This window comes from Photobacterium sp. Hal280, from assembly GCF_037162255.1.
Classification (GTDB): domain Bacteria; phylum Pseudomonadota; class Gammaproteobacteria; order Enterobacterales; family Vibrionaceae; genus Photobacterium.
The window spans coordinates 663,523-683,665 of sequence record NZ_JARLUO010000005.1; the positions used below are offsets into that span (position 1 = coordinate 663,523).

Below are 20,143 nucleotides of genomic sequence, written 5' to 3' on the forward strand. Positions count from 1 at the left end.
GGTAGACCAAATTTCTTGGCAGCGATACTACCGAAAGGCCGGCACCGAAAATGTGAAACGTATCCCATAGTGATAGATGAATCAGAATAAAATACGCTGGCTGAGCGCCAATCAGTCAGCGATCACACAGTGCTTTGAAACCAGCGGCAGCGTTCCATCATTGATGCTGCCTGAAACCTAAATTATTGTTGCTGCGGCTGATGGATTGAGTGCATGAGCCGCAGCGAGCCTGACAACAGGAAGCGGTTGACGACCATGACTTTAACCCCATCAACAGAGGTATCTGCCATTTTGCCGCAAACACTGGAACCTATGGTGTTTCCGCTGCACGGCACGCGACTGATAGAAGCATCAGCGGGGACAGGGAAAACCTTTACCATCGCGACCTTGTACCTGCGTTTGCTGCTCGGACACGGTGATGCCAAGACGGCGTATCCGCAGCCACTGACGGTGGATAAGATATTGGTGGTGACGTTCACCGAAGCGGCAACAGCGGAGCTGCGTGACCGGATCCGCCGCCGCATTCATGATGCCAGGATCGCCTTCAGTCGCGGCACCAGTGAGGATCCTGTGCTGGCTGCCCTGTTGCATGATCTGCCGGATCATGCCCGATCGGCCGCCTTGCTGCTGCAGGCAGAAAGACAAATCGATGAAGCGGCGATCTTCACCATTCATGGTTTCTGCCAGCGTATGCTGACGCAAAACGCCTTCGAGTCTGGCAGCCTGTTTTCCAATGAATTCATCACCGAAGAAAGCCAGTTGCGGGCCCAGGTGGCGGCGGATTACTGGCGCCGGTATTTTTATCCGCTGCCTCGCGAACTGGCGAACGAAATCCGGCGTTGCTGGCCGGCACCGGCAGCACTGCTCAAAGACATCAATGGGTTTCTGTCCGGCGCGCCGGTGACGTTGCTGGCTCCGCCGCTGTCGGGTGATCTGCAACAACTGCATCAGCAGAATCTGCAGCGGATTGAGGCGGTAAAGCAGGGCTGGCGCGAGCATGCGGCAGAGTTTCTGGCGCTGATCAGTGACTCAGGGGTGAATAAACGCAGCTATACCAAAACCAGTCTGCCTAAAGCCCTCGATGAAGTCGGACAGTGGTCGACCCAGCCAACGCTGGATTACAGCTTGCCCAAAGCGCTGGAAAAATTTGATCAGACGGTGCTGGAAGAGAAAACCGCCAAGGGCGCGGTGCCGCGACATCCGGTGTTTGCCGCCATTCATGACTTGCTGGCCGCCAGGCCCAGCGTCAGAGAGCCGGTTCTGGCCCATGCCATTCAGGCCTGCCGGGAACTGCTGGCTGAGGCCAAGCTGCGCAAAGGGTGGCTGTCATTTGATGATCTGCTGACCCAGCTGGCGGCCGCGTTACTGACAGACAAAGACACGGGCGAAGGTGCACTGGCTGCCCGGATCCGTCATTTGTATCCGGTTGCCATGATTGATGAGTTTCAGGATACCGATCCGCTCCAGTACCAGATCTTCAGCACGGTTTATATGCCCGGCGATCAGACCGAACCCGGTGATACCGCGACGGTCTCGGGATTGTTCATGATTGGCGATCCTAAACAAGCGATTTACGCTTTTCGCGGTGCGGATATTTTTACTTATATCCGGGCAAGGCGGCAGGTCAGCGCCCACTATACGCTGGGCACCAACTGGCGTTCGACCGCCAGCATGGTTGCAGCGGCAAACCGGGTGTTTGCACTGCCGGACAGTCCGTTTATTTATGACAGCGATATTCAGTTTTTGCCCGTTCATCCCAGCCCGAATGCCCAGAGCAAGCACTGGCAGCTTAAGGGTGAGCGTCAGCCAGCGCTGTGTTTCTGGCAGATGGACGCTGACGCCCCGGTCAGCAAAGGGGAGTATCAACAGGCGATGGCGGCCGCGACGGCCGCGCAGATCCAGGCCATTCTGACCCAGGCTCAGGATCACCAGGCGTTATTGGTGAAAGGCAGCGAGCAGCGGCCGGTGTCGGCCGGTGATATTGCTGTGCTGGTGCGGACCGGCTCGGAAGCGGCACTGGTGCGTCAGGCGCTGGCTGCTCAGGGTATCCCCAGTGTGTATCTGTCGAACCGCGACAGTGTGTTTGCCAGTCAGGAAGCGGCAGATTTGCTGCGCTTGCTGGTGGCCGTGCTGCATCCGGAGCAGGACACCAGCTTGCGGGCTGCGCTGGCCACTCCTTTGTTTGCGCTCAGCGCTTTTCAGCTCGACCGGTTGAATAACGAGGAGGACGAATGGGAGCGCTGGATTGCGGAGTTTCGTGACTATCGCAGCCTGTGGCTGCGCCGCGGCGTGCTGCCGATGATGCGCCATGTGTTCACACGGCGCCAGATTGCCGAGCGTTTGCTGGGCGAAAACGGCGGGGAGCGCAGACTGACGGATTTACTGCATCTGGGCGAGCTGTTGCAGCAGGCCAGTCAGACGCTGGACAGTGATCAGGCCTTGATCCGCTGGCTGGCTGAACATATGGCCTCGCCCAACGGGAACAGCGACGAACAGCAACTGCGGCTGGAGTCCGACAGGAATCTGGTGCAAATCGTCACCATCCACAAATCCAAAGGACTGGAATATGAGCTGGTTTTTCTGCCGTTTGTCTGCAGCTACCGCAGTACGGAAACCGCCTTGTATCATGATCCCCAGTCTCAGCAGGCGGTGCTGGATGTCAGCGGTGAAGCGCACAGTCTGGCGCTGGCCGAGCAAGAGCGACTGGCCGAGGATCTGCGTCTGATTTATGTGGCGCTGACCCGGGCCGTGTATGGCTGTTATGTCGGCATGGCACCGCTGCGCAATGGCCGCAGCACCAAGGAGCCGACCGGGCTGCATCTGTCTGCGATGGGGTATCTGATTCAGAACGGCAAAGAAGGCGGGCTCGCCGAGCTGTCTGAGGCGCTCACCAGGCTGGCGCAGAGTGAGGATATCTGTGTGGAAGCACCGCCCTCGCTGCCTGAATCGCTCTGGCAGCCGGCGATTACCGAGCAGCCTGTGCCGCAAGCGGCCCGCTTTTTACATCCCGTTGAACACAACTGGTGGATCACCAGCTATTCCGCCTTGGTGAAACAGGGCCACGCTGCACTGGATGCCACCAGTGAGCTGCCCGGCTTTGATACCGATTCATCACAAGACAGCCTGCTGGATGATCCGGACCAAGATATGGTCATTGCCGAACCGGAGCGCTCTGTGTTCACCTTTCCGAAAGGCGCCCGGCCGGGCACCTTCCTGCACAGCCTGTTCGAGAATATTGAATTTACGGCTGCAGCCGACAGCGCAGCCACCACCCAAGTGATTACGGATTTACTGCGGCAGGAAAATTACGATCCCGAGTGGCTGCCGGTATTGCAGCAATTGCTGAACCAGGTACTGAACTGTGCCCTGGATGGTCAGGATCTGCGTCTTGGCGACCTTCAGCCGCCGCAGCGTCTGGTCGAGATGGAATTTATGCTGCCGATTCACCTGCTGTCATCCGCCTTGTTGAATAAAACGCTGGCCCGGCATGATGCCTTGTCGGCCAAAGCGGGGGAGCTGGGATTTACAACGGTCAGCGGGATGCTGAAAGGGTTTATCGATCTGGTGTTTGAATATCAGGGGAAATATTACGTGCTGGACTGGAAATCGAACTGGCTGGGCGACACGCATGAGGCTTACCGGGGTGAGGCGCTGGATACGGCGATGCGCGAGCACCGTTATGATCTGCAATATCAGCTCTATGCGCTGGCGTTACACCGCTTTCTGAAAAGCAGAAAAGCCGATTACGATTACCAGCAGCATTTTGGCGGTGTGTATTACCTGTTTTTACGGGGCATACGGGCCGAAGATCACAGTGGTATTTTTCATGCCCGGCCAAGCCATGCACTGCTGAACGAACTGGAACAACTGATTGATGGTCAGATCAGCCAGGGAGAGCCTGCCTGATGACGATGTTCAATCCTGCCACAGATACCGGACCGGCGACGGTCATCGCTCAGCTTGATCGCCTGACCCGTCAGGGCGTGTTACGGCCGCTGGACAGTCAGTTTGCCAAGTTTATTTGCCAGTCGGTCAGCGGACACGATGATGAAGCCTCGCAACAGGTGCTGGCGGTGGCGGCTGCCTGGCTCAGCCAGGAACTGGGACGCGGCCATGTTTGCCTGCCGCTGGCGACGGCGAGCAGCGCGCCTCTGGGGCTGCCGAGAGAGATGGCTGAATCGCTGTTGGCGGCATTGCCTGCCGCCTGGCGTTTGCCCGCCAGCTGGTCGTCTGTGCTGCGCCAGTCCGCCGCCGTCTCGGATGGTTCTCAGCCCACGCCGCTGGTGTTGATTGACAACCGGCTGTATCTGCATCGTTACTGGCAGTATGAACAGACTGTCGCGCAGCGGCTGCTGGCATCCGCCGGGCAGGGAACTGTCCGGGGAGCGCGGCAGGCCAGCATGCTGGATACTCTGTTTTCACGCCATTACCGCGCTGTGTATGACGCGCTGGCAGCCTTGCGGCAAAGCGGCAATGACAGTGCGGAACAGCACCGGATGATGGTGTGCGATCAACTGGATGTGGTGGCGCCGGAGTCGCTGAACTGGGAGGCGATCGACCGTGTATTGTGTCAGGCGCAGCGCTTTTCCGATTTGGCGCCGCTGGATCGGTTGATCCCGGATGCCGCTTGTCTGAACTGGCAGAAAGTGGCGGCCGCGACTGCTCTCAGTCGTCAGTTTGCTGTGATCTCCGGCGGGCCGGGGACAGGGAAAACCACCACAGTGGCTAAGTTGCTGGCGGCACTGGTGATGCAGGAGCAACCCGATACTGAAACACTGGATTTAGCCCGTGTGCCCCATATTGTGCTGGTGGCGCCGACCGGAAAGGCGGCTGCACGTCTGACCGAATCGATCGGTAAGGCAGTTCAGTCGTTACCTGTGCCGCCGGCGGTTCAGTCGGCCATTCCCACTCAGGCCAGCACGCTGCACCGTTTACTCGGCGCCATTCCGGGCCGGGCCGCTTTCCGGCATCACGCCGCCAATCCGCTGCACGCCGATGTGCTGGTGGTGGATGAAGCCTCTATGGTCGATTTGCCGATGATGGCCCGCCTGCTGGAAGCCCTGCCTGCGCACTGCAAGCTGATTCTGCTGGGAGACAAAGATCAGCTGGCGTCGGTGGAGGCGGGCGCAGTGCTGGGGGATATCTGTGCGTTTTCCAGCCAGGGTTACAGTGCCAATCAAGCCAGGCAGCTCAGTGAAATGACGGGCTTTGTGCTGCCGGCCGGGCCGTCAGGCGGGCAAAGTCCGGTCGCTGATTGTTTGTGTGTCCTGCAGAAAAGCTACCGTTTTCATGCCTTGTCAGGCATCGGGCAACTGGCGAAAGCCATCAATAGTGGTCTGCCCGACAGGCTGGCCGCCGTGTGGCAACAGAACTTTGCCGATATTCATCAGTACCCGCTCAGCGCCGAGCATTACCAGCGTCTGATCACACAGATGTCCGTTTTTTATCGCCGCTATCTGGAAGCGATTGCGGAGGGGCAAGCACCCGGAGAGGTCTTGCAGGCGTTTGCCAGCGTCAGGCTGCTGTGCGCACTCAGGGAAGGGGATTTTGGCGTGAAAGGACTCAATGCCCGCATTGAACGGCAACTGGCCAAAGAGGGGCTGATCGCCCCCGGTGAGGAAACCTGGTATGTCGGGCGGCCGGTGATGATCACCCGCAACGATCATGGTCTGGGGTTGTACAACGGGGATATCGGGATTGCGATGCCGGATCCTGACGGCCGGACCGACAGCAAAGGACGCCTGGCCCTTCGCGTGTATTTCGACATGCCGGACGGCAGCATTCGCAGCTTCTTACCCAGCCGTCTGCCGGAGCATGAGCTGGTGTATGCGATGACCATCCATAAATCACAAGGCTCGGAATTCGCCGATACTCTGATGATCCTACCGCCGGATTTCAGTCCGATCCTGACGCGGGAACTGGTGTATACCGGCGTGACCCGGGCCAGGGAACGCCTGTATCTGTATACTCAGCCGGAGGTGCTGCAACGCAGCATTCAGCGTTGTATTGAGCGGGCCAGTGGGTTGGAAGCCAGCCTGAGCGAATAACGGCTTAGGCGAATAACAGCTGATCCGCCAGTCATGGACTGGCGGTCGCGGCTTACAGTGCCAGGGTAAGAATTTTTGAGCGGCGTTGCAGGTTATAAAGCGCCTGTTTCGCCATCGGTAAGTCAGACACATCGATTTCGATAAAACCGTGTTCCCTGAACCAGTGCAGGCTGCGGGTGGTCAGCACAAAGAGCTGTTTCAGCCCCTGAGTGCGCGCCTGATGGCGAATACGGTTGAGCAGCAGGGAGCCGCGGTCACCGTCGCGGTAGTCAGGATGCACGGCCACACAGGCCATCTCGCCCATCTGCTCTTCCATAAAGGAATAGAGCGCCGCACAACCGATGATCAGGCCGTCCCGTTCGATCACCGTAAATTGTTTGATTTCCTGCTCCAGCTGTTCGCGGGAGCGGCGAACCAGAATCCCATCCTGCTCCAGCGGGCGGATCAGCGCCAGAATCCCGCCGATATCATCGATGTTCGCGCCCCGGACTTTTTCCGCGCTGGCCATGACGATTTGCGTCCCTATCCCGTCAAAAGAGAACAGCTCCTGGATCAGGGCGCCATCCTCTTTATAGCTGATCAGGTGGCTGCGCGGCACACCGGCCCGGCAGGCGGTCATCGCGCCACGCAGGAAGCGCGCGGTGCCTGAATCGGCTTTGTTTTGTTCTGTCAGTCGCTGCAATGTGGCTTCGGCTTCAGCGGGGAGCATTTCAGAAACAATCTGATCATGTGCATCCCGCACGCCCTGATGAGAGCAAAAGCCAATCAGTTTATCGGCTTCCAGCCGGATCGCCACCTGAGTCGCCACTTCTTCCGAGGTCAGATTGAAACACTCACCAGTGACCGAACTGGCAATCGGGCCAAGCAGCACAATGCTGTTCTGATCCAGCTGGCGCCTGATGCCGTCGACATCGATGCGGCGGATGCGGCCGCTGTGACAGTAATCGATACCGTCATCAATCCCCAAAGGCTGAGCGATGACGAAATTGCCGCTGACCACATTGATCTGCGAGCCTGCCATGGGCGTATTGTTCAGGCCCATAGAGAAACGGGCTGTGATATCTAAATGGAGCTGACCTGCGGCCTGCTTGGCAATTTCCAGTGAACGCTCATCGGTCACCCGGACGCTTTTATGGTACGGGGTGCTGTAGCCGTGTACATCAAGCAGGTGGGAGATCTGCGGACGGGCGCCATACACCAGGACGATACGCAGTCCGAGGCAGTTCAGCAGGGCGATATCATTCACGATATTGCGAAAGTTGTTATCGGCGATGGCTTCGCCGCCCAGCATAATGACCAGTGTCTTGCCGCGGTGGGCATTTACATAAGGCGCTGATTGGCGAAAGCCTTTCACCAGCGCAGTGCTTCTGAGCTTCACTCTGTCTTCCGTTACAAAAATTAATAGGGAACAAGCATGCCTGCATGTTGCCTGTTTATCCTCTGCTCAGCAAGCATGAAAATCACTCAGGACACGCTGTGTCCGGAGGAAAATATTGAGTCGAGATCCCATTCTGACATAGCGTACTTATTCGGTAAGGAGAAGGGACGCCAGATAAGCGTATAGTTGTAGGACGTGCGGATGACTGGCAATGTTAATGGCATTCAAGAATTACACCCGGTGGCAGGCAGCCACAGTACTGTTTATTTTGGTGAGCGGTCTTGCATTAAGTGGCTTTATTGCAGTGGGAGCAGCCAAAGGAGACTGGTTTACCCCGACACCTGAGCCCAGCATTTATGGTACCTGGATAGAGCAGGACGTGGCCCCATACGCCGCCGATCAGTTCGAACTCAGAGCCAATGGTGTCTATGTGTCAGGCCGTCTGGTCAGTACGACCTATGAATGGGATGGCAGCCAGTTGCGCTATCGCATGGGGGATGATACTTACCGGTATACCTTTGAAGAAGGGCAGTTTATCCGCCAGCAGCCGGCACATTATGTGTCTTCGTTCTCACGCCAGGGGACGAAACAGGGCTCTTAAAATCAAGAGCGGGCTGCCCCGAATTTATTCTTCTTCCCTGAGCCGGGAAAACAGCTGATGGACCGGCAATTTATTCAGCGCCACTTTGCGCAGCGTATCGGCGGTCTGGGCTGTGCCTCCCAGACAACGCTGGATCACCGTATTGATTTGTTGCGCAGAATTGCCGTCACTGGCCAGATTGCGAATCCACTGATATTCGATAGCGTTTGGATCAAGTAAGGTTTCTTTGCCAACTTTAAACTGATTGTTCATGCCAGTCCTTCCTGAAAAGTCATGTTCTGGGGCTTAAGGCCCGTAAAGGTGCTCGCATTGCGGTCTGTCTTTTTGTTTTGTATCTACACCGACCTTTGGGTCCTGTGGTCAATGGTGTCGTTTATATGACGTTTTTATTAAACCGTTCTATTGTGACACTTATATGACAATCAGTGCGTATTATTAATCTTTCGTGACAATCAAAACAAGACTTTGACATTGGTTATGATAAAAAGGCCTAACATTGTGGCTTTATATAGACATGGTATGTCTGATGAGACCTGCCATACGTTAACCTGTCGATACTACTAAGGCATTTCTGTGTTCCAACAATTTTCCCTGCTAAGAAAACTGACTCTCGTTTCTTGCGTGTTCGGGCTGGCTGCGTGTGCCAGACCGGTTGATCGCGGCCAGCAATACCTGGATGGCGAGTTTGATCATCTGCTGAACCCGGTTACCAATGTGGTCTCGGATAAACCGCGTGATTACAGCCGCTTCGAGGCCCAGGCAGAGCAAGTGCTCAGCCGGTCTCCGTCTATGACGCTGCGTTATCAGAACTTGTATCAGCAGGTGAAAGACTGGGCAGCAAACGGTGGCGATCCGACAGCGTTCGCTCAGTACGGTTTGACAACTGAGCAGATGGGCGGCGGTGACGGTTACGGTAATGTGATGTTCACCGGCTATTTCTCGCCGGTGATCGAATTGCGGCACGAGCAGGACGACAGGTTCAGATACCCGGTATACGCGATGCCGGAATGTCACGGCCAATGTCCGACCCGTGCCGAGATTTATAACGGCGCCCTGGAAGGGCTGGGCCTGGAGCTGGGTTATTCGGCCTCCAAGCTGGATGTGTTCATGATGGAAGTGCAGGGCAGTGGTTTTGTCCATTTCGAGGACAATGACGAGCTGCAGTATTTCGCTTATGGCGGTAAGAATGGCCATCCTTATGTCAGCATTGGTAAAGTGCTGATTGAGCGCGGTGAGGTACCGAGGGAGAAAATGTCGCTCAAAGCGATCGCCGAGTGGGTCAGCCAGCATGATGATGCCACAGTACGTGAACTGCTGGAGCAGAATCCGTCTTATGTTTTCTTCCGCCCGCGCGACGAGCTGGATGTCTTAGGCACGGCGGGGATTCCGCTGTTACCTATGGCCTCGGTGGCGGCTGATCGCGAATTTTTTCCGATGGGCAGCGTGCTGCTGGCGGAAGTGCCTCAGCTGGATGCGGACGGCAACTGGAATGGCCAGCATGTGTTAACCTTGCTGATGGCGCTCGATACCGGCGGTGCAGTCAAGCGCAATCATTTGGATCTCTACCATGGTATGGGCGCTCAGGCCGGCATTGATGCCGGTCATTACAAGCATTTTGGCCGGGTATGGAAACTGGGACTGACGCCGGACACCGACGCTGAGCTGACAGAACAGCGAATCGAAGCCAGCCAGAAAGCGGTGGTATCGCCGGTGGATACCACGCTGACCTTCAATGAGGAAGCCGTTGTGGCCCAGCCGGCTCAACAGGCGCAGGGACTGGACAACTGACCCCAGAGCGCGTATAAAAACGCGCTCATTCTCAACACACTCTGACAGGCCGTTATGCAGCATCCCGACACTCCAGCATCAGACAATTATAACCAGCGTTTTGGTGGTACCCGCAGACTGTACGGGCATCAGGAAGTTGAGATCCTGAGAGCGGCGCATGTGTGTGTGATCGGGATTGGCGGTGTGGGTTCCTGGGCAGCTGAAGCGCTGGCCCGTTCTGGTATCGGCCAGCTGACGCTGATCGACATGGATGATGTCTGCGTGACGAATATCAACCGTCAGATCCATGCCATGTCGGGGACGGTCGGCCGCAGTAAGATTGAGGTGATGGCCGAGCGCATTGCCTTGATCAATCCGGATTGCAAAGTGAACCTGATTGATGATTTCATTACCCCGGAAAACATCCCCGAGTACATCGGCAGTCAGTTTGACTATGTGCTGGATGCGATCGACAGTGTGAAGCCCAAAGCGGCGTTGCTGGCGTACTGCAAACGCAATAAAATCAAGGTGATTACCACAGGCGGTGCGGGCGGCCAGATCGATCCGACCCAGATTCAGATCGCTGATCTGGCCAAAACCATTCAGGATCCGCTGGCGGCAAAAATCCGCAATATGCTGCGCCGGTTTTACAATTTCAGCAAAAATCCGGCCCGTAAATTCGGGATTGACTGTGTGTTCTCGACTGAGCAGCTCAAATATCCTCAGTCGGACGGCAGCGTCTGCGAGGCCAAATCGACCGCGGAAGGGCCGAAACGGATGGACTGTGCAACCGGATTTGGCGCGGCAACTATGGTCACCGCAACCTTTGGTTTTGTGGCGGTTTCCCGCATTGTACAAAAACTGATCGAAAAACACCGTTGACAGCCGCCGCTGCGTGAGCCGTGTGTCAGCGGCTCACGTGAGCGAGAATGGCGTCGACGATGGCTTTCAGGCCGTTACTGCGTGACGGGCTCAGGTGCGCCAGTAATCCCAGCTGTTCGAAATACCCGTCGATGTCAAACCCCAGAATCTGCTCAGCGGTTTTTCCCTCATAAGCGGCCAGCACCAGGCAAATCAGCCCTTTGACAATTCTGGCGTCGGAGTCGGCGGCGAAATGGTAATGACCGTTTTCACAGCGCTGAAGCAACCACACCTGGCTTTCACAGCCACTGATTTTCACGTTCTCACTTTTCAGCGTTTCAGGCAGGGCGGGCAGTTGCTTGCCAAACTGAATCACGTGGCGGTATCTGTCTTCCCAGCCGCTGCTCGCCTGCATCCTGGCCAGAATGTCTTCAGGAGTAATTGTGGTGCCGAATGGATGGCTTGGTAAATCGGTGAATAGGGTCATGGACACTCTCTCTGGTTACAGCAGGTCACAGGCTTTATGCAAAGCCGCGACAAAGCAGGCGACGTCTTCTTCGGTATTATAGAGGGCAAAAGAAACGCGCAAAGTCCCCGTTAACCCCAGCGCATCCAGCATCGGATGGGCACAGTGATTGCCGGCACGCAGCGTCACGCCCTGTTCATCGAGCAGGGTGGCGATATCCTGATGGTGAATCCCCTCAACTACAAACGAAAACAGGCTGGCGTCAGCTTGCAGGCCGATAATCCGCAAGCCGTCGATATCCTTTATCCCATCCAGTGCTTTTTGGCGGAGCGCGTGAATATGGCGTTCAGCACCCTGACGGTCAATACGGTTGAGCCAGTGAATACTCTCTGCCAGCGCGATAGTGCTGGATATGTTCGGTGTACCGGCTTCAAACTTGCCCGGTAATCCGGTGTAGCGAGTGCCTTCGAAGGATACTTTTTCGACCATCTTGCCGCCGCCGTGCCAGGGCGGCATGGCTTCAAGCAACGCCTGTTTGCCGTATAACACACCAATGCCCGAAGGGCCGTACAGCTTATGGCCTGAAAATACATAGAAATCGGCATCCAGCGCCTGCACATCGACGTCTTCATGCACTATACCCTGAGCACCATCAATCACGGCAATGGCACCGTGAGCGTGAGCTGCGGCGATCATGGTTTCAATCGGATTCCGGGTGCCGGTGACATTGGTGATGTGAGCAACCGCGACAATGCGGGTTTTGGCGCCGAGTCGCTGATGAAACGCATCCATATCCAGCGTACAGTCGTGTTTCATCGGGATTTTCACCACAGTGGCGCCTGTCTGTTCGGCGACCATCTGCCAGGGCACTATGTTGGCATGGTGCTCCAGCTCGCTGACCAGGATCTCATCCCCTGGCTGCAGAATGCTGCGCGCCCAGGACTGTGCGATCAGATTGAGTGCCTCAGTTGCACCGCGGGTCCAGATGATTTCTTTCCTGTCTCTGGCATTGAGCAGTGCTCTGACGGTATCACGGGCCTGTTCGAAACGCTGAGTCAGACCTGCTGTCAGCTGATGACTTCCCCGGTGCACATTGGCACTGTGCTGCCGGTAAAAGCTGTCAAGAGACTGAATCATGGCCAGCGGCTTTTGCGTGGTTGCAGCACTGTCGAGGAAAGTGATCGGGTGCTGTGCATCAAGTAATGCCGGAAACTGCGAACGGATCGCCTGAATATCAAATGGGATGGTCATACTGAGCTCATTGTCTGGTGTATGGGACGATCTTCCTTATTATCCGTCACTGAGGCAAGGGTTGCGGGGGGATTATCTAAAAAATGGCACCGCGTTGGGGCGCAGTGCCATAAAGAAATTTTGACAGACAGGTCAAAAAACAGGAAGTAAATCGGTAGCACTCCGGCTACCCGCCCAGAAGAGACCGGGCAATATGCAAACACAACATTGCAATCTGAGGGGTAAGGGAATCTGATAAACAATTCTGCGATGAAGCAAAATTACAGCGTGTTACCCTTGAGATTGCGGCGCCAATCTTAGGGTTTCTGTGGTACTTGAACAATCGACAATTTATAATGACGTGGATAAAAAAACTAATGCAACCAGTATGGCAGGACATTATGTCAAGACGACTCCCACCACTTAATTCGCTGAAAGTATTTGAGGCTGCCGCCCGGCACCTGAGTTTTACCCGGGCGGCGGAGGAGCTGTTTGTAACTCAGGCCGCTGTCAGCCACCAGATTAAAGCGCTGGAGGAATTTCTGGGCCTGAAGCTGTTTCGCCGGCGTAATCGATCCTTGCTGCTGACCGAAGAGGGGCAAGGCTATTTTCTCGATCTGAAAGATATCTTCAGTGCTATTTCCGATGCCACCGACAAAGTTTTGGAACGGGGTTCAAAAGGGGCACTGACCATTAGTTTATCTCCTAGTTTTGCCATCCAGTGGCTGGTGCCCAGGCTGAGCGACTTTAATCAGCAGCATCCTGATGTTGATGTCAGAATCAAAGCGGTGGATCTGGATGAAGGTTCGCTGACTGATGATGTGGATGTGGCCATTTATTATGGCCGCGGCAACTGGCCCGGGCTGCGTTGCGACCGGTTGTATCAGGAATTTCTGGTGCCTGTCTGTTCCCCCATGCTGCTCAGTGGTCCTAAACCGCTGGATACTCTGGCTGACCTGCAAACACATACCCTGTTACACGACGGCTCGCGCAAGGAATGGAAAAACTACATGCGTGAGTTCGATATTCCGGGCGCCAATGTCAACCAGGGGCCGATTTTCAGTCACTCGACTATGGTGTTGCAGGCTGCGATTCACAGCCAGGGCATTGCACTGGCCAATAATGTGCTGGCGCAGCCTGAGCTGGAAGCCGGGCGACTGGTCTGCCCGTTTGATGAGGCGTTGCTGAGTAAAAATGCTTTTTATCTGGTGTGCCAGGAAAAGCAGGCCGAGACCGGCCGGATTCAGATCTTCCGTGACTGGGTGCTGGAGAAAGCCCGCAAAGAGCAGGAAGAAGGGCCGCTCCCCAGCCTGAATATCAGGCTGAAGCGATAGCTTGATATCAACAGCGTTCGCCCGAATCTGCATCGGCCGACGAGTGATTAACAATCAGGCTGTGCCAGTAATACTGGCACAGCCTGGCAATAGAGGATGAGAGGAAATCAGTGGAATACCTGATCACGACACCAGAAAACGGCCAGTTTGCGGCCACCTTTCTGTTTGCCCACGGCGCCGGTGCCGGGATGGATCATGCGTTTATGGCGGCGATAGCCCAAGGCTTGGCTGCTGAAGGGATTCGCGTGGTGCGTTTTGATTTCCCTTATATGGTGAAACGGCGGGAAGACGGCAAAAAGCGCCCACCGGACCGGCAGCCAAAGCTGCTGGCGGACTTTCAGCGTCATATTGAGCATTTCAGTCAGGATGGGCCGCTGGTGATCGGCGGCAAATCGATGGGCGGTCGCATGGCCAGCCTGATGGTGACTGAAGCTGCCGAATCGACGCCGGATGTGCGCAACTGTCAGGACAAAGTCTGCGGCGTTGCCTGTCTGGGGTTTCCGTTTCATCCGCCGGGTAAACCGGAGAATTTTCGCGGCGATCATCTGAAAACAATCGTAGTGCCGACCCTGATCCTGCAGGGGGAGCGCGATACTTTTGGTACCCGAAGTGAGGCGGAAGGGTGGAGCTATGCCGACACAGTGACGCTGTCTTTTCTGCCGGACGGTGACCACAGCTTCAAACCACGCAAAGCCTCGGGCTTTAGTGAAGCCGGCAACCTGACCCAGGCTGTCGATGTGCTGGCCCGGTTTATTCGTCAGTGCGTATCAAACTGAGAGCAATCCATGAATACAGACCACAGAAGGACAGAGTGAATGCAGAGCCGGAGTATGATTGTTTTTGCCGCGATCAGCGGTGCCATTGGGGTAGGTTTGGGAGCCTTTGCCGCCCACGGACTGAAAGGGCAACTGAGCCCGAATTTACTGGATGTTTTTAAGACAGGAGTGGATTACCAGCTCTGGCACAGTCTGGCATTGTTGGGCTGCGGTATTTGGGCACGCAATTTTTCTGCAAAAGCGCTATCATACGCGGCCCTGTTATTTGCAGTGGGGATCTGTCTGTTCAGTGGCAGCCTTTATCTGCTGGCATTGACGGGGATGAAGTGGCTTGGTCCCGTAACACCACTGGGGGGACTGTGTTTTATTCTAGCCTGGTTGTCACTTGCTGTGGCGGCCTGGCGTTCTGCGTGAGGACTCGTGGTGAATCAGGTTCTGTTGTACTGCCGTCAGGGATTTGAAAACGAATGTGCCGGAGAGGTGCAGGATAAAGCCAATAAACTCGAATTGTTTGGCTTTCCGCGTGCGAAGAAAAATACCGGTTATGTGTTGTTTGAATTTTATCAGGCCGGGGATGCTGATCAGTTCGTGCAACTACAGCCGTTTTCTGAGCTGATTTTTGCCCGTCAGATGCTGGTCGTGACAGCACGTCTGGAAGATTTACCGACCGATGATCGGATCAGTCCTATTCTGGCTGAGGCGGAAGCCTTGCCGCGTTGTGGCGATCTGCGGGTTGAAACGCCGGACACCAACGAAGCCAAAGAGCTGCTGAAGTTCTGCCGCAAGTTTACTGTGCCATTGCGTCAGGCCTTTCGTAAGCAGGGGGCTTTGTATGCGAAAGATAACCCGAAAAAGCCGGTGTTACACTTGTGCTTTACGGCACCGGGCTGCTGTTTTATCGGCTACTCCTACACTCATAACAACTCGCCATTTTTCATGGGGATCCCACGGCTGAAATTCCCGGCGGATGCGCCGAGCCGTTCTACCCTCAAGCTGGAAGAAGCATTTCATGTCTTTATTCCGCGCGAAGAGTGGGATGAGCGACTGGCCTCGGGGATGTGGGGTGTGGATCTCGGGGCATGCCCGGGTGGCTGGACCTATCAGCTGGTGAAGCGCTCCATGTTTGTACATGCTATCGATAACGGCCAGATGGCTCAGAGCCTGATGGATACCGGCCAGGTGAAGCATCACATGGTGGATGGCTTTAAATTTGAGCCGCCGCGTAAGAATGTGACCTGGCTGGTGTGCGACATGGTTGAAAAACCGGCCCGCGTTGCGCACTTGATGGGGCAGTGGCTGATTAAGGGCTGGGCGAAAGAAACTATCTTTAACCTGAAGCTGCCGATGAAAGGCCGTTATGAAGAAGTGCTGCAGGATATCGAAAACCTGAAAGTTTTTCTGATTCAGAATGGCTTGAAATTCCGTCTGCAGGCCAAGCACCTCTACCATGATCGTGAAGAAATCACGGTCCATATCCAGAGTCTGGATAACCGCAGTCCTCACTAGCCGAACAATGAGCGGCGGGCAGCTCAGCCCGCCGTCTGAAACCGGATATCCTGTAAATTAAAGCCAAGCTCTAAATCAGTTTTCAGCCGGGCAACCGCTTTACTGGCTCTTGCGCTGTCTTTGTTGGGCTCGATTTTCTTACGCCATTTCTCCGGGAGATTGTCCGCGGACAAAATACTGTCGAGATCCGGGTACTGCTGCAACAATTCACACGCCGCTTTCGGGCCGATGCCCGGTACGCCCGGAATTTTGCTTGAGCTGATCCCCGCCAGTCCCCAGTAATCGGGCAGTTGTTCAGGACGGACCCCGAATTCTTTTGCAATAAAGGGGCTGTCCAGCCATCGCTGCTGGAAGTAATCACGGATCATCACAGTCGGGCGCAGAAGCTGGCAGTAGCCTTTGTCGGTTGACACTATGGTGACCTGACCGCCATGGTCGGCCACTTTGAGCGCCAGGGTAGCAATCAGATCATCGGCTTCATCGCCGTCCGACAGCAGGGAGTCGACGCCCAGCGCCATGAAATCATCCTGGATCTGATCCATCCCCGCCTGCAGTTCCGGCGGCATCGGTTTGCGCCCCTCTTTGTAATTGGGCAGCAGCTCAGCCCGCCAACCTCTGTCATCGCCATGATGGTCAAACACCGCCACGATATGGGTTGGCTGGCTGATGGCAATAATTTTACTCAGCGCCTGACAACACACTTTACTGGTGCTGGCGATATCGGGCTCGCCCGGCTGGGCGGCATGGACACGGCGGATTAGGTTGAGGGCATCAATGACGACTAGGTGTATGGACATATAGATCAACAATCGTAAAACAGGGCCTGCTGGCCCTGTATTCTACGTTGCATGGCAAATTATTTCACCATGTCCGGGTGAGTGAGGATCCGGTAGCAGGGAATATATTCGCTGCCCGGCAGTTTCATGCGTCGCTGAGCGACGAAATTTTTGAGCAGCTTATCCATACGCTTCATCAGGGAAGGATCGCCGTTAATCAGGAAAGGGCCTTTGCGTTCAATTTCTTTGATCCCTTCTTCTTTGACGTTGCCGGCGACAATCCCGGAAAATGCACGGCGTAAATTCGCGGCAAGCTGTTCCGGCCGCTGGTTGAAGTGCAGATCCAGACTGCCCATGGCCTCATGGTTGGGTTCAAAGGGCAGCTGAAATTCCGGCGGGATTTTCAACGACCAGTTGTAACAATACGCATCCCCGGTTTCCTGACGGTATTCTTTGGTTTGCGGCATTGCCGCTTTCATGATGCGGGCTACTTTCGCCGGGTCATCGATGATGATCTGATAATGTTTGGTTGCTTCTTCACCCAGAGTATCGCGCACGAAGCTGTCCAGGGTACGGAAATATGGTTCACTGCTTTTCGGGCCGGTGAGCACCACGGGCAAAGGTTGATCCTGATTTTCCGGATGCATCAGAATCCCGATGATGTACAACAGCTCTTCGGCAGTCCCTGCGCCGCCCGGGAAGATGATAATGCCGTGGCCGACACGGACAAAGGCTTCCAGCCGTTTTTCAATATCTGGCATGATCACCAGTTCATTGACGATAGGGTTGGGCGGCTCGGCGGCAATGATCGATGGTTCGGTCAGGCCGATAAAGCGGCTTTTACCGTATCTTTGCTGGGCATGGCCGATGGCCGCGCCTTTCATTGGCCCTTCCATGGCGCCGGGCCCGCAGCCGGTGCAGATATTCATCTCACGCAGCCCCAGCTGGTGGCCGACATCCCGGGTGTATTGATACTCTTCCGGGTTAATGGAGTGGCCTCCCAGCAGACCACGATATTGGGATCTTCCCGTGAGCGGACGGTCTGGGCGTTCCGCAGAATGCTGAAGATGAAATTGGTGATGTGCGGTGCACTGGTCAGGTTTAAATCGTTGCGCTGGTTGACGTGGACGTTGACGTAAATAATGTCCCTCAGCACGGCAAACAGGTGCTCCTGGATACCGCGAATAATTTTACCGTCGACAAAAGCGTGATCGGGCGGATCTTTGAGTTCGAGTTTTATCCCGCGTTCTCTTCTGAGAACATTGATATCAAATGACTTATTGAGTTCCAGCAGTGCGTTGGAATCGTCACTGTTACTGCCTGAATTAAGTACAGCCAGTGAGCAGTTGCGGTACAGGCGATACAGGTCGCTGGCCGCTGTGGCCTTCAGACTGTCCACTTCGAGCTGCGACAGCAGTGTCATCGCACCAACCGGGCTGATGTGTGTAATCATGCTTACCTCCCTGGAGACGAATACAGACGCTGATGCTTCTGTATGTAAGCGATTTTCCTGGCGGATAAAAAATTGACCGCGGATGGAAATACCGGGCATTTTTCCTGGCCCGTATTATTGAACATACACAGGCTTCTCAGGTTTGCCTAGGGTTGGATGAAAAAAGAGGTTGTGTAGCAGTGAGTTAGAGCTTGGAAGAACCGCTGACTGAGTGAATTATCAGTGATTAAGCGATCCAGATCAGGTGGTTGCGGCCAGCGTGTTTGGCGCTGGACAGGGCCTTTTGTCCCCGTTCGATGACTTTGGTCGGCGTGTCCGTATCATCAAACAGCGTCGCGCCGATAGAAGCCGAAATCGTGACGTTCTTTTCCCTGAACCGGAAGGGGAGCTGCAAAATGGCTTCACGAATACCGGACAAACGGCGATGACGCTCATCTTCGGCAATATCAGGCAGGATCAGCATGAACTCGTCATTGCTGACCCGGGCGATAAAATCCGTATCTCTGAGATGCTGGTGCAGGGTACGGGCGATAATCTTCAGCACTTTGTCGCCCGCCTGGAAGCCGTAGTTGTCATTGAGCTCCCCGAAGTGATCAATATTAACCACGGCCAGGCACAGCGGGTGCTGATAGCGAATCCAGCGGCGGTATTCGTGCTCCAGCCGGTCATGAAACGCTGCCCGGTTGTAAACGCGGGTCAGTGGATCAAGGAATATCCGGCGTTGCAGATCTTCAATCTGACGATGCTGGGTCTGCGTTTGCTGATACAGGTGCTCGGCACGGTTTTGGTGATAATGCAGTTGCTCCAGCAGCGCCTGTTCACGGTTTTCCAGCGAGCGCTGGCGCTCGACCAGCTGTCTGAGTGAGGTATCAAGAGTATGTGCGGCGCCGCGCCAGCTCTCCAGGTTGGTGTATTGCCTCAGCGCGTGGTGGAAGCGGTCGGACAGTTGCCCAAGCTCGGCAGTCAGTTCAGCGCGGTGCTTGTGCAGTGCTTGTCCCTGATCGGCGGTCTGGCGTGTCGTCTGTTCCAGTGCCGCCAGATCGCCGCTGATGACATCCAGAAATTTTTGCGAATGGCGGCGTTCGTGAATAAAGCTGTCCAGCGCCAACCGCAACACTTCCAGGCACAGCTCGACCAGTGCAATGGGCTCGACACCGGCGAGCAACTGGTGCCGTATGGCCAGTAACTGTTCGCCGGATTCCCCCTCAGCATCCAGCTCTGTGATGATTTGTTGCAGCTCGTTGCAGAGCTTATGCTGTAAATCATTGTCTTTTGAGCGCGATTCACGTTCGATGCTGACCGGCACTGTCAGTAATTTCAGGGCGCGATCATACAGACCGAACAGTTGGGTGATTTGCTGGTGGCTGTGGTGAAGTGAATCAGGCGCCTGCGACAGAAGATCATGGATGTCGCGTTTGAGCTGAACCGGCAGGGCTGGGATGCGTTTCAGGCTTTCAGAACTTTGCCGGATCAGATCAGACAGGCGTTCCATGGTCGAATGGGTTGACGTTTGCCGGAGCAATAACCGTTCGACCTGGGCCAGATGCGGCACAATCTTGCTGATATCTTTGTTTTGTTCCAGATCGGTACGCAGGGTATCAAGCCGCTTGTCCAGCTCGCTATCCAAGCCTTTACAGGCGACAGACATACGGGCAATCAGGCGTTTTAATATAACGATTTCACGACGCGATTTTAATGACACATCACGGTAGGACAATTGAGCCTGATCCAAACGCAGCTTCAATTCACTCACATCAGAAGCTGCATTATATTTCGCAGTCACGTCGACTAATGATTACCTTATCTAAACATCCGTTACACCCAGCGCCAGGCGCTGTGCAAGCTCGGATGTTAGCAAAAATGTTCTGATGAGTTGAACATTATTAACGGCTTGTTTTCCCAGACACAAACGCTCGCGTGCTTTTTATGCGATTTCGTGATCTTTGTA

The 20,143-nt window shown here is 55.2% G+C and carries 15 protein-coding genes and 1 pseudogene; 9 read left to right on the plus strand and 7 right to left on the minus strand.

The window, feature by feature from the left end; translation table 11 throughout:
* Positions 1-255 precede the first annotated feature (255 nt).
* Together recB and recD are read left to right on the plus strand one after the other, a co-directional pair.
* Positions 256-3,906, plus strand: coding sequence for an exodeoxyribonuclease V subunit beta (gene recB / locus P4S53_RS12350; RefSeq protein ID WP_337114474.1), 3,651 nt, complete (start codon positions 256-258; stop codon positions 3,904-3,906).
* A complete protein-coding gene (recD, locus tag P4S53_RS12355; protein ID WP_337112896.1) occupies positions 3,906-6,047 on the plus strand; it encodes an exodeoxyribonuclease V subunit alpha in 2,142 nt (713 codons plus the stop codon). The genes recB and recD overlap by 1 nt, the downstream gene beginning before the upstream one ends.
* A gap of 52 nt (positions 6,048-6,099) precedes the next feature.
* Here the strand turns inward: recD and argA are convergent, their stop codons facing one another.
* Positions 6,100-7,425 carry an amino-acid N-acetyltransferase gene (argA, locus tag P4S53_RS12360; RefSeq protein ID WP_337112897.1) on the minus strand — a complete coding sequence of 442 codons (1,326 nt, stop codon included), beginning with the start codon at positions 7,423-7,425 and terminating at the stop codon, positions 6,100-6,102.
* 217 nt (positions 7,426-7,642) lie between these two features.
* On the opposite strand from argA, the gene P4S53_RS12365 reads away from it, so the two are divergent.
* On the plus strand, positions 7,643-8,026 hold the full coding sequence (locus tag P4S53_RS12365) for a DUF2850 domain-containing protein (protein WP_337112898.1): 384 nt from the start codon (positions 7,643-7,645) through the stop codon (positions 8,024-8,026).
* Positions 8,027-8,050: 24 nt separating this feature from the next.
* Here the strand turns inward: P4S53_RS12365 and P4S53_RS12370 are convergent, their stop codons facing one another.
* Positions 8,051-8,278: a hypothetical protein gene (locus tag P4S53_RS12370; RefSeq protein ID WP_337112899.1), complete on the minus strand. Its 228-nt coding sequence runs from the start codon at positions 8,276-8,278 to the stop codon at positions 8,051-8,053.
* 339 nt (positions 8,279-8,617) lie between these two features.
* Between P4S53_RS12370 and mltA the strand changes: the two genes are divergently transcribed.
* Positions 8,618-9,814, plus strand: coding sequence for a murein transglycosylase A (gene mltA / locus P4S53_RS12375; protein WP_337114475.1), 1,197 nt, complete (start codon positions 8,618-8,620; stop codon positions 9,812-9,814).
* 54 nt (positions 9,815-9,868) lie between these two features.
* Entirely contained in the window at positions 9,869-10,675 is an 807-nt protein-coding gene (tcdA, locus tag P4S53_RS12380) for a tRNA cyclic N6-threonylcarbamoyladenosine(37) synthase TcdA (protein WP_337112900.1), read from the plus strand.
* A 25-nt stretch (positions 10,676-10,700) separates the two neighbouring features.
* On the opposite strand, the gene csdE is transcribed toward tcdA, so the two are convergent.
* Both csdE and csdA read right to left on the minus strand, forming a co-directional pair.
* Positions 10,701-11,141, minus strand: coding sequence for a cysteine desulfurase sulfur acceptor subunit CsdE (gene csdE, locus P4S53_RS12385; protein ID WP_337112901.1), 441 nt, complete (start codon positions 11,139-11,141; stop codon positions 10,701-10,703).
* 15 nt (positions 11,142-11,156) lie between these two features.
* Positions 11,157-12,371, minus strand: coding sequence for a cysteine desulfurase CsdA (gene csdA / locus P4S53_RS12390; RefSeq protein ID WP_337112902.1), 1,215 nt, complete (start codon positions 12,369-12,371; stop codon positions 11,157-11,159).
* Between the two features lie 380 nt (positions 12,372-12,751).
* Here csdA and P4S53_RS12395 point away from each other — a divergent pair, with 380 nt between their 5' ends.
* The 4 genes from P4S53_RS12395 to rlmM all read left to right on the plus strand — a co-directional run bounded on the left by P4S53_RS12395 (position 12,752) and on the right by rlmM (position 15,966).
* On the plus strand, positions 12,752-13,684 hold the full coding sequence (locus P4S53_RS12395) for a transcriptional regulator GcvA (protein ID WP_337112903.1): 933 nt from the start codon (positions 12,752-12,754) through the stop codon (positions 13,682-13,684).
* 110 nt (positions 13,685-13,794) lie between these two features.
* The gene (locus tag P4S53_RS12400; RefSeq protein WP_442958661.1) at positions 13,795-14,460 is read left to right on the plus strand and encodes an alpha/beta fold hydrolase; all 666 of its coding nucleotides are present in this window, start codon (positions 13,795-13,797) and stop codon (positions 14,458-14,460) included.
* 39 nt (positions 14,461-14,499) lie between these two features.
* Positions 14,500-14,874 carry a DUF423 domain-containing protein gene (locus P4S53_RS12405; protein WP_337112904.1) on the plus strand — a complete coding sequence of 125 codons (375 nt, stop codon included), beginning with the start codon at positions 14,500-14,502 and terminating at the stop codon, positions 14,872-14,874.
* 9 nt (positions 14,875-14,883) lie between these two features.
* Entirely contained in the window at positions 14,884-15,966 is a 1,083-nt protein-coding gene (gene rlmM / locus P4S53_RS12410; protein ID WP_337112905.1) for a 23S rRNA (cytidine(2498)-2'-O)-methyltransferase RlmM, read from the plus strand.
* 23 nt (positions 15,967-15,989) lie between these two features.
* Here the strand turns inward: rlmM and xni are convergent, their stop codons facing one another.
* The 3 genes and pseudogenes from xni to P4S53_RS12425 form a co-directional block, all read right to left on the minus strand.
* A complete protein-coding gene (gene xni / locus P4S53_RS12415) occupies positions 15,990-16,763 on the minus strand; it encodes a flap endonuclease Xni (RefSeq protein ID WP_337112906.1) in 774 nt (257 codons plus the stop codon).
* A 59-nt stretch (positions 16,764-16,822) separates the two neighbouring features.
* Positions 16,823-18,195, minus strand: a pseudogene (gene ppnN / locus P4S53_RS12420) (nucleotide 5'-monophosphate nucleosidase PpnN).
* A gap of 226 nt (positions 18,196-18,421) precedes the next feature.
* Complete coding sequence (locus P4S53_RS12425; RefSeq protein ID WP_337112907.1) at positions 18,422-19,948, minus strand: GGDEF domain-containing protein; 1,527 nt, start codon at positions 19,946-19,948, stop codon at positions 18,422-18,424.
* Positions 19,949-20,143: the final 195 nt, after the last annotated feature.